Annotated in this window: 9 protein-coding genes; 3 read left to right on the top strand and 6 right to left on the bottom strand. The window is 53.9% G+C overall.

The features are described from left to right. Positions 1-38 precede the first annotated feature (38 nt). The 6 genes from AC3RCL_RS11910 to AC3RCL_RS11885 form a co-directional block, all read right to left on the bottom strand. Positions 39-1,250: a VWA domain-containing protein gene (locus AC3RCL_RS11910; protein ID WP_492535427.1), complete on the bottom strand. Its 1,212-nt coding sequence runs from the start codon at positions 1,248-1,250 to the stop codon at positions 39-41. 3 nt (positions 1,251-1,253) lie between these two features. After that, positions 1,254-3,608 carry a DUF5682 family protein gene (locus AC3RCL_RS11905; protein ID WP_492535426.1) on the bottom strand — a complete coding sequence of 785 codons (2,355 nt, stop codon included), beginning with the start codon at positions 3,606-3,608 and terminating at the stop codon, positions 1,254-1,256. Beyond that, entirely contained in the window at positions 3,605-4,708 is a 1,104-nt protein-coding gene (locus AC3RCL_RS11900; protein ID WP_492535425.1) for an ATP-binding protein, read from the bottom strand. Before AC3RCL_RS11900 ends, AC3RCL_RS11905 begins: the two co-directional genes overlap by 4 nt. Positions 4,709-4,726: 18 nt before the next feature. Beyond that, complete coding sequence (locus AC3RCL_RS11895; RefSeq protein ID WP_492535424.1) at positions 4,727-6,583, bottom strand: HEAT repeat domain-containing protein; 1,857 nt, start codon at positions 6,581-6,583, stop codon at positions 4,727-4,729. A gap of 27 nt (positions 6,584-6,610) precedes the next feature. Continuing rightward, complete coding sequence (locus AC3RCL_RS11890) at positions 6,611-8,041, bottom strand: SWIM zinc finger family protein (RefSeq protein ID WP_015736032.1); 1,431 nt, start codon at positions 8,039-8,041, stop codon at positions 6,611-6,613. 311 nt (positions 8,042-8,352) lie between these two features. Then, complete coding sequence (locus tag AC3RCL_RS11885; RefSeq protein ID WP_015736033.1) at positions 8,353-9,084, bottom strand: metallophosphoesterase family protein; 732 nt, start codon at positions 9,082-9,084, stop codon at positions 8,353-8,355. 481 nt (positions 9,085-9,565) lie between these two features. Here AC3RCL_RS11885 and AC3RCL_RS11880 point away from each other — a divergent pair, with 481 nt between their 5' ends. From AC3RCL_RS11880 to AC3RCL_RS11870, 3 genes are all read left to right on the top strand, one after another. Next, the gene (locus AC3RCL_RS11880; RefSeq protein WP_015736034.1) at positions 9,566-10,822 is read left to right on the top strand and encodes an extracellular solute-binding protein; all 1,257 of its coding nucleotides are present in this window, start codon (positions 9,566-9,568) and stop codon (positions 10,820-10,822) included. Positions 10,823-10,903: 81 nt separating this feature from the next. After that, a complete protein-coding gene (locus AC3RCL_RS11875; RefSeq protein ID WP_015736035.1) occupies positions 10,904-11,863 on the top strand; it encodes a carbohydrate ABC transporter permease in 960 nt (319 codons plus the stop codon). A 17-nt stretch (positions 11,864-11,880) separates the two neighbouring features. Beyond that, positions 11,881-12,702 carry a carbohydrate ABC transporter permease gene (locus AC3RCL_RS11870; RefSeq protein ID WP_015736036.1) on the top strand — a complete coding sequence of 274 codons (822 nt, stop codon included), beginning with the start codon at positions 11,881-11,883 and terminating at the stop codon, positions 12,700-12,702. Positions 12,703-12,729: the final 27 nt, after the last annotated feature.

The raw sequence follows: 12,729 nt of genomic DNA, 5'->3' as shown, positions 1-12,729 counted from the left end.
GGATTTGCGGCTTAAAGCACCCCGCCCTGGATCAGTGTTTATATCCCTTTGGTGCCAATCCGCTTCGCGAGCTCCGCCAAATCCTGCCCTTTGAGGGCGCCCTCCACCAGCTGCGGAAGAAGCGCAGGAGTGCATGCGAAGCAAGGGGTGCCGTCCCGGGACAGCTGTTTGGCTACCTGCTCGTCATAGAAGGGTTTACCCTCGTCGGATAAAGCGAGAAGACACATCGTCTTGACCCCCGCTTCCCGCAATTCGCGCATGCGCCGGATCAGTCCGGCCTGATTGCCGCCTTCATACAGGTCTGAAATGATGATGAACAGCGTCTTTTTCGGCTCCTCGATAAACTGCTCGCAATAAGCGACCGATTTATGAATATCCGTCCCGCCGCCGAGCTGGATCCCGAACAGCATATCCACCGGGTCATGGGCACACTGCTCGGTCAGATCAACGACTTCCGTATCGAAAACCACCACGCGGGTGTCCAGCGAGGGAATGCTGGCAAATATGGATCCTACAACCGAAGCCCAGATCACGGATTCCGCCATGGAACCGCTTTGGTCGATATCCACGATGACGGTCCATTCTTTGCTCCGTTTGGCTCTGTCAAAATAATAAAAACGCTCCGGCACGATCTGTTTGCGGTCCGCATCATAGTTTTTCAGATTGCGCTGTATCGTCCGCTTCCAATCGATCCCGCTGAGCGAAGGGAGCGGCGTATGCTGCCTGCGGTTCAAGGCCCCGGTCACCGCCCGGCGGATATCCTCGTGAAGGCGCTGAACCAGCTCATCCACAACCGCCTTCACCAGCTGTCGTGCCGTGTCCTTCGTTTTCTCGGGGATTTTCCCCTTCAGGGACAGCAGCGTGCCGACCAGCTGTATATCCGGCTTGACCGTAGCCAGCACCTCGGGCTCAAAAAGCAGCTGCTTCCAGCCTTTTCGTTCCATGGCATCATTCTGGATGATGGACACCACGTCTTCCGGAAAAAAGGAGCGGACGTCACCCAGCCACTGCGCGAGCCGAGGGGCCGACTTCCCCTGTCCGGCTCCCCGCTGTCCCGAGGGCGCGCTGCCTGCATCCGTCCCGCCGTCCGTATTATCGTATATTGCAGCAAGCGCGCGGTCCATGATGCGTTCTTCCTCCGACAGCTGAATGCTCCCGTCGGGACTGAAGCCCGCTAGCTGAGGCTCTGCCGACTGGCCCAGAATGAGCCGCCATCGCGATACTTGGTTGGATTCTTGCATACTGCTCATAGTCTAAAAATCCTCAAAATCAAAATCATTCAATTCGTCCAGCATTTTTGCTTCTTCCTCCTTCAAGTCACCGGTCAAAATCTCGGCAGCCTGCTCTGCGTTCACGCCCCAAAGTTCGCCAAGCAGCTCGGCTATCATCGTCTTTTCCTTTGACGAGAAGCTGCTGAACGCCCTGCGCAGAAAAACAAGGGCGCGCGCGAACTCCTCATCGTCCAGGGACAGGATGTATTCATTCAGCTGCTCCCACAAGCTTAACCGTGATAGCAGGGCATAACGGTTCCTCATCGATAAGCCCTCGAACCATCCCGCCCCCAAATCGGCCGGAATGCCGGGGGAGAGTCTGCGCGAAACTTCTTCGGCGCACTGCTGCGGGGAAATCGCGTTCCGCTCCATTAAGACCGCGCATGCATACCCCGACAGCCGTGCATTGAGGTCATCCCTTTCCGACAAATGCCGAAGCTCTTGCAGCCAAAGTTCCTCGTCTACCTGCTCGGTATGCTCCATCGCAACGCTGTTCAGCTCATTCATAGCGGTGATCATCGAGCTGGACACCTCATCGCTGCACTGGCTGCCATCAAGCAGGAACAAGCAAGCGCGCATAAACAGCTGCTGAAGCAGCGGCACTAACGGCTCCGTATCCATTCGCCGGACCCCGCCATAACGGATCATCACGGATAACGACCGGGAAGCGGCCGCGATCTGTACGACATCACGGCTGTCCACAGCCAGCTTCTGCAGGGTCTGCCTGCCTGCTTCCATCTGGTGAATCATCCCGCACTCATAGGCGATTCGGATAAGCGAAGAGGCTTCGGCAATCGAGCTGCAGTCCGCCAGCTTCTGTTGGAGCATATAAGCGGCAGCTACTTCTACCGTCTCTCCCAGCAGCGTGGACTCCACGACCTGGATTTCAACCTCGGGCGTCCATTTCACAACCCAGTGCTCCGCCCACGCCGCCTGCTCCTGCCCGCTCGGTCTCGCGCTGACGAAGTCAATCCCCAGCAGCTTCAAGCGGTGAAACAAGAAGGAACGGTTCAAATCCAGAAAGGCGGATTCTTTCGAAGCAACCCTCCGGTTTTCGCGCAAATCCAGAATTAAATCGTTGGCCACAACCGATTTATATTTCTCCAGCTTCAACCTTTTGAGCTGGCGGTTCAGGTCGTCCTGGATCGGCGTCTGGCTGACGCCTTCGGCCAGCTCGCCGAGCGCCGTACCGATATCCGTTCGGGCAAGCTCCTCTGCCACGACGGCAAGCTCACCGCGCCCAAGCAGCGTCTGGGCCGCATCCCGCAAATCCCGCAAGGTGGGGATGCCGCCCCCATGGAGCACGGCGAGCGACTCCGCCAGCCGGACGGCTTCGATCACTTCTGCCGTTGACCGGTGGGTCCCTTTCTTTCTCATCGAGCCTGCCACCAAGGATAAATACTGGTGCGGCAATTCCGCTAGCGCGCCCTTCAGCATCCGTTCCCACATCATTTCAAAATAATGGGGAGCCGCATTTCCGGCACCGTAGCCGGAAATAGACGACAGTTTATAGTAAGAGTATGGCATCAGGGTCAGTTTGGTTGCCCGGGAAGGCAGCTGAGTTAATTCCTCGTCGCTCATCGGGTTTGACAAATCGCTAAGGGCAGGGGCATGGTATGCCCCGCAGACGACGACAATGCGTTCGGGCTCATGCCCCGCCGCAATCGCTTCAACAATCTGACGGCGCATGTAAGACTCCCGGACGGCATTGTAGGCGTACTCCACTGCATCCGCAACCCGTTCTCTCTCCTCCGAAAGCTCTCGCATCTGCCCGGAAAAAGCCGTTATGGATTGCCGGTAAGACCCCGCGTTTAAATTATGTTCATAACTCCGCTCCCAGTACATATCGTAATCGTATTCGCCAGCAAGCTCGGCAATCCGCTCATATACGGATTTTCCGGCCGGCAGGCTATCATCCGACGGCTCTGCCGCACCTGAAACGCTTCCCGGCTTCCCGTCTTCGGACTCTTTCCCGCCAGAACCGCCTACCGGGCTGCGGCGGAGCTCCTGAAGGCATACGGCAGAGGACGACGGCAGATCGATAAATGCGGCATAGGCTCCATGCTTCTGCGCCCATTTCATCGCCTGATATTCCGGAGAATATACCGCAAAAGGCCAAAGTACGGTTTGTACCGGCACTTCTTCGGTAAATGCCAATATGGCAACCGGCGGCTTTGTCGTAGCATGGGCCAGATGCCGGATTTCCCCGCTCGCGTCAGACGGTCCTTCAATGAGGACGGCGGTGGGATCAATCTCATCCAGAAAGTCTAATAGATGCTTCGCACCAGCGGGTGACAAGTGCCGAACGCCAAAAACATGGATGCCGGCGGCATTCACTTGTTTATCTCCTTACATGCTTGATATAAGCCCCGCCACTCGGCACCGCGCTTTTTCATCACGTTGTCGAGATATTCCTTCCACACGAGCCGGTCCTTATCATCATCCTTCACGATCGCGCCTTGGAGTCCTGCCGCCAAATCCTCGTCGGTGAGCTCCCCGCTGCCAAAGCTGGCTGCCAGCGCCATGCTGTTGGTCAGGAGCGAAATCGCTTCAGCCGTCGAGATTACCCCGGCAGGAGACTTCACCTTTTCCTTTTTATCCAGGGTCATGCCGCTGCGCAGCTCGCGAAAGATGGTAACTACCTTAAGCAGTGCTTCATCTGCAGGAGCAGTAGCCTGAAGATCGTAAGAGGAAGCAATCTCCGACACCCGTTTCTTCACGATTTCGATTTCGGTTTCCAGATCCGCAGGAGCCGGAAGCACGATGATGTTGAAACGGCGCTTCAGCGCGGTCGACATCTCATTGACCCCGCGGTCTCTCGTATTCGCTGTAGCGATAATCGAGAAGCCTTTTCGGGCATTCATTTCTTTTCCGAGTTCAGGCACCGATATCGTCTTTTCGGACAAAATGGAGATGAGGGCATCCTGTACCTCCGAGGCGCAGCGGGAAATCTCTTCGAACCGGGCGATCCCGCCCGCTTCCATCGCCCGCATGATCGGGCTCTGCACCAGCGCTTCGGGGGTAGGGCCTTGGGCAAGCAGCATGGCGTAGTTCCAGGAATACCGCACGTGTTCTTCGCTTGTTCCAGCCGTGCCCTGTACGACCAATCCGGAATTTCCATAGATTGCTGCCGCCAGATTTTCGGACAGCCAGGATTTGGCCGTGCCCGGTTCCCCGATCAATAACAGGGCGCGGTCGGTTACCAGGGTAGCGACCGCCATCTCGATCAGTCGTTGGTTTCCGATATATTTAGGCGTGATTTCCGTCTTGCCGGCCTTGCCGCCAACGATGAATTTGAGTACGGATTGAGGGGACATCTGCCATCCGGCAGGAATTTTCCCGGTATCCTCCTTGCGCAGCGCTTCCAGCTCATGACGAAACAGTATTTCCGCGGGCTGACGCATGATATCTTCCAATTGCTCTTGACCTGCTCCCATGGTTCCACTCCTTAATATTTATTGTTCTTTCATCTTGCGAAGGATATATCGAAGCTGATCCTCGGCGTTGTCCTTGTAGTTACCCAGGACCGCATGAACGCGGTCATGATAATCTGCAGGCAACCGGCACAGCTGCGAGAATGTAAAAGGCTCGATCATGTAGCAGTCCTGATTGCGCTTATCCTCAAGAGCGGCCACAACAGCTTCAAACAGCTCTTCATCCTTTATGCCGGTACGAACAAGACCCATAATAATCAGATTGGCAAACCGGTTGCGGAATTCCGGCGAATTCTGCAGCTTTGCCAGCAAATACGATTCGGCTTTCCGATGTCCCCGGCGGGCGAACGCGCTGACCAGCGCCAGCTCATCCTGCTCGATCAACAGCTCCAGCCATCTGTCATCCCAGCACGCCAGCAGCTGCTCTTGCGGGAGCATCTCCACGTAATACGTGTAGCTCTCCTTGCCCGCAAACGGCATTACTTCCTCATAACGCTTATACTGCCTGGTGATTACCAGATCAGATAGGGTATCCAAAAGCTTTTTCCGCTCTTTGGCCGCGTTGCTGAGCGGCGACGAGGCGAAGCCTTGCAACAGAACGTCCTTGTATTGTTCATATACGCGTTCAGGCGGCAGCACGCGCGTTGCTTTTTGGAATACCTCGCGGACATAAGAGCCGCTGTGTCTATATTGCTCTAAATCATTCTCCGCATTTTGGCGCAGCAGTTCCCTGGCTTCCCCGGAATCCACGCGATTCATGTAGATGACCGCTTCATTCATCAGATAGGTCCATCCCAGAGACTTGATGTATAAGGCATACTGCTGAAGCACGTTCCGGTACAGCTCCTCGAGCTCCGGATTTTGTTTGTCGTGCAGGGCCCACAAACAGCGTTTCACCTTGATCCAGCTTTCCTCCAGCTTTTGCTTGTCGCCCAGGGATTCGGAAACCGATTGAAGCTCCGCCGACAAGTCTCGTACAAGCCAATCCGTCAACAGGGCGGAACGGCATCTGCCTAAGGCAGGATTCACCAGCTCTTTGTCTTTTCCTTGAGCGGCTTCATACAACCGCCCCACGGCTTGATCGGAACCGTTCTCGGCCAGCGCGCCGTAGGCCGCCTCGCGGATGACCTTCTTCTTGCTCCTGCTCCATTCCATCAGATCCGCTTCAAACTCTTCGTACGGCGCAAGCAATTTGATCGCCATGCACCGCACCTCGTCGCTGCCGATCTCGGCCGCTTGGCGGATCAGCTCCAGCGCTTCCTTCCCGCCTGCTGCCGCCATCACCTTCAGCTTGCGTGATTCCGGCTTTCCGCCCGCCGGATTAAAGCTTTCCATCAGAAACGGAACGATTTCCGGGCCGTACGCCGGCAGTATCTCATTGGCCGCGAGCTCGCCAATCTCGACGTAGGGGTCATTCAACGCTTCGATTGCAAGGTATACCAGACGGAAATCTTGGAACACCCCTTCCTTCCACGCTTCTTCTATGATCTCGTAACGGCCGCTGCCCGTCGTGGTCAGGGCGGTCTGTACTGCTGAAAGCTTGCGGTAGGATAAATGGGATGACAGCGGAACCGGATGATGGTCTGCCTGAAACAGTTCTCCCTCGGGTGCTGTCGTTCCTTGCGTATGCAGCACGGAGCTCAGCAGCTGGTTTAAATCCTGAAGCAACTGTGCGGACTGGTTTTCCTTCCCGGAATCCGGCTCGATCAAGGCAAGGATTCCTTCGCCCAATCGTTTGAACACGGGAGCGCGTTCTCCCAGTTGTTGAAACTGCGGCAGCAGCCGCTTCAGGCGGAAATCGCCTGCCGCGAGCTCGCTGCCGGCGATATATAAACGCCTAACCTCTTGGTTAAGCTCCTGCAGTAATGCCGTACTCATGTTCGCTTTCCTCCTTCGTTACCCTGCTTAGTACAATAGCCGGATGATTTCGTTCGTCGTAATGATGCTTAGCGGCTGTGCCCAGAGACGGCCCGTCGCAAGGTTGTGCTCAAACATAACCAGCATGGATACGCTGCTCAGCTTCTCCTCCGGCAAATACCGCAGCATCGGCACGGTTGGTTCCATATACACATCGGCCAGCCCGATCGACTGCCCGGATTCATCCGTAATGGCGTATTGCCCTTCAGCGTTCCGGCCGATCCCGGATACATGCAGCAGCATGACGGGGTTGCTGTCGCTAAGCGGATTCTTGAGCTGGTTCTTCACCTTTTTAACGGCTTCAGCATAAGAACCTGCCGCATGGTTGCGAATCCATTCCAGATCCTCTTCCGTTACCGGACTTGAGGTCATTTCTTCAAAGCGAACACGCCGGTTCATATCTCCCGGGTAGCGATACAGTACAGGGACATGGGCTTTATCAAAGAAGCTGTCTTCTTCCCGCATCAGCTTGGCGGCTTTATAAGGACGGTATTGGATCGTTCGGTGGATTTCGCCGCTGTCCTTCTGGATCCAATATCCGGTATCCACATGCTCCAGCCGCGCATCGTCGGCATAACTCAGAAATGAAAGCTGCACCAGCTCTGCTCCTTCGTTCACTAACCCATAGCTCTGCAGCTCGGTCAGCTGCCATGCATGCCCCAGCCATTCCTCTATCGTCGACTCGTGGTCCAGCCTCATATCCGGATCCTCAAGTTTTGTGGTCAGGAACTGTTTGCCCTTCTTGATCATTGCGTTCATGACGGCAAGCTGCCCCACCGCATATGTATAAGCTTTCTCCTGGTCTTCGGATGACAGAACCAGCGCCAGGCGGCGGAGTTCCGTCTGAGCACCCGATAAGTAATAATTGCCCATCTGCTTCACATGCTCCTGGATCCGCTTATGTTCTTTTTTGTCCAATGTCCCGAGACCGTTCCGGATCAACGAGTGTATAAGCTTTTCCAATACGTCCAAGCCTTCCAGCTGCGCTTGGAGTTTCTTTTTTAACGCCGATTTGTTAACCTTCTTCGGTTTGGGTGCTGCTCCTTCGGCTGCTTCTTTGAGCTTGCGCTCTTCCCGCTTCTCCGCCTTCTCCCGCTTGGCGGCCAAATCCTCCGGCACCTCGGCGGGGGTGAACGACGCTCCGCCTGCATAAGCATATAGCAGTCCAAGCACATGTTTGCACGGAAACTGCCGGCTCGGGCAGGTGCACCGCATGACCGGCTTCTCCGGCACCGCAAAATCGGCAGACGGCTGGTAATCGGAACTTCCGCTGCCGGCACAGGTGCCGAACAACACGGCTTGATCCTCGGAATGATGCAGCTTGAGGAAACGTCCTTTTTTTACCAGACCTTGCCCGTTCTTAATGGCGGCGCTATTCGGTGCCTGCGAATCGATCCATGTCTCTGTAATCTCGACCAAACTCATACCCTCCTAAATCAAATCGCTGCGTTCAATAAACAGCAATAATATCCATTACGTTTAATCATATCGAATCTTCGCCCTGCTCCCTACCCTTCTAAAGACCTATTTAAGAACACCCATTCCTATTTAATCCATCATCCTCCTCCTTAAATGGAACATATTGTTATATTATGCTGCCGTTAAAATAAAAAAGAGCCGGCTTAGCCGGTTCTTCGAAATTTGCTATCACCCAGGAGTAGACGAACGCGCGCAATGCGGACTTAAAGATCGCCTCCGGCGTTCGCTTATCCCTTTTGTCTCCGATGCCGTTAGTCTTTTCGCGCTTGATACCGCCCTGTTCGAATCTCGAGAATATACGATTCAGGGTGGGGCATGCCGGACTCCAACGCATCCTGCACGGCTTGTTCGATCGGATACGGCACACGGATGCATTGAATGTTTAACGGCGCGGGATCTTCGCTTCCATAGACTCCCTCCAGAACGACGTAAGACGCCTCGGGCAATTCAAGTGGATTGCCGACGCTGCCGGTATTAAACAGCGTTCTCCCGTCCAGATGCTGGTGATAGGCATTATGGATATCGCCGTAACCGGCGACGTCCGCAATTCTCGGGCTGCCGCACAGCGGGGAGCTGTGAAACAAGGTAGCCCGCTTCTCCTGGTCATCCCAGGGCTGGATCCGTTCGTACACGCTTCGCGGCGAAGCATGAAACAGCCGGACCCATTTACCGCTCATCATGAATTCTATGACATAAGGGAGGCCGGCAAGATATTGCAGCCTCTCGCTTCCGAGTCTATGCTGATGCCATAGCAGCGACGGATCATCGGTCTCATTGCCAATAAAGTCGTCCCAATTCCCCTTAATGACCTGCTGGCAATGGGTTCGTACCATATCCACCGCCACATCGCCGTGCGGGCCCTTGCCGATCAAGTCGCCCAGGCAATAGATGGTTTCTATTCCGCGGCGTTGGATATCCCTAAGAACCGCCTCCAGTGCAGGGATATTTCCGTGTATGTCGGAGATTAATGCAAATTGCGCCATCAGCCGGCCTCCAAACTTTGTTTATTTCGGTTTGCTATGGTTATGGCGGAGTTGCTTTTCGTATATTCATCCTATGTCTCTTTTTAGCCAAGGATGAACCGGTTCAGCGATTCACGCCGTGCTCCAAAATCAGGTCTTTGGATTTACCAATCCAGCACTTCATTTTCCATACAATATTAACTTATAATGAAAATAGTTTGAAGCTATTCTATAAGAAAGTCAAAGGAAGGAGGTTTTGCCGTTCCATGCATTGCCGTCCGGAAGCGTTCGGGCACGCGATGCTTGTTTCAACTACATCGGCAGTACATAACGTGCATTGGAAGGAGGCAATTATACGCCGGAACGTGCCAAATCCTTATTTTGGATGTTTTAATTTTTAGTCTATTGTATTAAGGTAATCATATATTTTTACTCACGCAAGCTTGGTAACTGAATAAGATTTAAGCATCACCGACTTCACCACGTTAGGAGGCTGACGATAGTGAATACACGCAGGATGGTTAGCTTAGGGTTACTGATTCTTGTCTTGATCATCAGCGGTTGTACGGGAAATGCTTCAACCGAAAAAACGAAAACGCTTACACTTTGGTATTGGAACCGAAGCCTGGACGATGAGCTGATTAAGTCTGTTGAAAAGGAGTTTCCGGGTATCCGCATCGACGCGCAAAAAATCGGAGGCGACTTCAAATCGAAATTAAAAACAACGCTGGCCGCCGGCTCCGGAGGGCCGGACATCGTCGCATTTAACGACTGGGTGGCGGAGCTGTTTACGAGTTCGGATCGCTTCTACGATCTGTATGAGCTTGGCGCCAAAGAAATCGAACCGGATTTCCTGGATTGGAAATGGAAGCTCGGCGTTACGCCGGAAGGCGCCATGATCGCCCTGCCGATCGATACGGGGCCAACGGCTTTATACTACAGAGCGGATTTGTTCGAGGAAGCCGGACTTCCGACCGAACCGGAAGATGTCCACGAGCAGCTCGGCTCCTGGGTTCAATATTTCGAGGCGGGACAGAAGCTGCAGGAGCATTTTGATCAAAAAGTGAAAATGCTCGATAACATCACGAACATTTATACCCAAATCAATGCCCAATCCGATCGCATCTATTTTGCCGAGGATGGAACGTTCATCGGCGAGTCTGCGGAATCCTCGATGAAAACGGCCTGGAATACGGCGGTAAAGGCCTCCCAAATGAAGCTGAGCGCCAACGTCAACACTTCTTCCTCAGAGTGGAATGCCGCCATGAACAACGGGCGGGTCGCTTCCTTTGTCGGTGCGGTCTGGATGAAGGAAATACTCATGCAGGCGGCGCCGGACACCACCGGCAAATGGAGGGTAGCCCGTGCACCTGGCGGTGACGGCAACAACGGCGGTTCCTTCCTTGCCATTATGAAGACAAGTAAATATCCGCAGGAAGCATTTGATGTCATGAAATACATTCAGAACCCGGAAAATCAGGTTCAGTCCTTTAAGAAGATCAACCTCTTCCCTTCCGCCAAGGACGCGCTGGATGCACCCGTCATGAAGGAACCCGAAGAATTTTTCGGAAATCAGGCGACCGGCGAGGTGTTCTCGGAATCTGCACGAAACGTTAAGCCGGCTTATTTCGGCGGGAAGTTCGCGAATGTCAACGGCATTGTCAATCGAGAGCTGTCCTCGGTTGCCCTTCAGGGCAAAAATCCCGATAAAGCCTGGGCCGACGCGCTGGCCAGGGTCAAAAAAGAACTGCTGCGCTGACCAAGGTTCTTGTTTTGCGAGGTATGGCTTTCCGATTGTTAGGAGTACTTAAATACCAACCGCTACAGGAGGTACAGTACGATGGATAATCCAATGCTGAATCGCACGCCCGTGGAACAGAAGCCTGTTCCCAAGCATCCGAAATCCCAAGACCGACTGTCTGCACAGATCTGGAAGCACCGCAAAGAATATTTGGCGATATCCCCTTTTTACATTCTATTTGCCATCTTCGGGCTGTTCCCGATCGCCTTTTCCATGTTCCTGTCCTTTCAAAAATGGGACGGCATCGGCGAGATGACCTATAACGGTCTCAATAACTATCAATTCATGCTGACCGATCCGGAATTTTGGAGAGCCGTCGGCAATACACTGCTGATCTGGATTTACTCCACGATACCGATGCTGTTCATCGCGCTGGTCGTGGCTTTCCTGCTAAATGCATCGTTCGTCCGTTTCCGCACCTTCTTTCGCATCGGTTATTTCCTGCCCAACGTCACCTCGCTTGTTGCGGTTGCCATCGTGTTCGGCACGGTCTTCTCGAACAACTACGGTCTCCTCAACTATATGTTGTCCTTGCTCGGCCTCAACTCCGTCGAATGGTTGAATAAGACGTGGGGCATTCAGCTAGCCATTTCGGTCATGGTTATATGGAGATGGGCGGGATATAACGCCATCATCTATCTTGCCGGGCTGCAGAGCATCCCGACGGTTCTGTACGAGGCAGCCAAGATCGACGGAGCCACCGGCATTCAATCCTTTTTCAGAATCACCATTCCCAATCTAAGGCCCATCATTCTCTTTACGGTCATTACGTCAACCATCGGCGGCATGCAGATCTTCACCGAGCCGCAAGTGCTGGTCGGCAATGACGGCGGCGTAAGCGGCGGCGGGATGACCATCGTCCTCTACCTGTACCGCGAAGCCTTCGTGAACAACTATTTCGGATATGGCGCTGCCGTCGGCTGGGGCATGTTCCTGCTCATCGCCCTCTTTTCCATCGTGAACTGGAAAATGGTGCAGGGCAGTCCTTCCAATGACTGAAAATGGGGGTGAATCGTATGTTCAAATGGAAATCCATTCTGCTGCACACCGGGTTGATCGCCGGATTGATCTTATCCATTTTTCCCTTCTACTGGCTGCTTGTGATGGCGACGCGCACCACTTCGGATATCTACAGCTTTCCTCCGAAACTATGGTTCGGTCCGCACTTGCTTGATAACGTGTCGAGGGTTCTGAGCAGCATCGACTTCTTCGGCGCCTTCTGGAATACCCTGTTCGTCGCTTCCGCTTGTACGCTGCTGGTCTTATTCTTCGATTCCCTGGCCGGATTCACGTTCGCCAAATTCCAGTTCCCGGGCAAAAAATGGCTGTTTGTCCTGCTGCTTGCCACCATGATGGCGCCCGCACAATTATCCTTGGTGCCTTCGTTTGTCATTATGGCAGAATTCGGATGGGTGGGCACCTACAAGGCCCTGATCATTCCGGGAATGGTCAACGCCTTCGGAATCTTCTGGATCAGGCAGTATGCACAGGAATCGGTACCTTCGGAGCTTCTCGATGCCGGTAAAATCGACGGCTGCGGTTTCTTCCGCCTCTATTGGAACATATCGCTGCCGATTCTGCGGCCCGCTTTATCGTTCTTGGCAGCCTTCACGTTCATCGGGGTATGGAACGACTATCTGTGGCCGCTCATCATTCTAAATGATGAGAACAAGTTCACCTTGCAGGTTGCGTTATCATCATTAAACGGAATATATACCACCGACTATTCGATGGTCATTGCCGGCACGCTGCTCGCGGTCATCCCGCTGATCGTCATGTTCTTGTTCATCAGCAAGCAATTCATTTCCGATATCGCCGCAGGCGCGATTAAGAGTTAACGGCAAAGGAGCTGCCTCCAGGTGTTA

The sequence above is a fragment of the Paenibacillus sp. MT86 genome, assembly GCF_058792535.1.
This window is presented reverse-complemented; position numbering and strand designations above follow the sequence as displayed.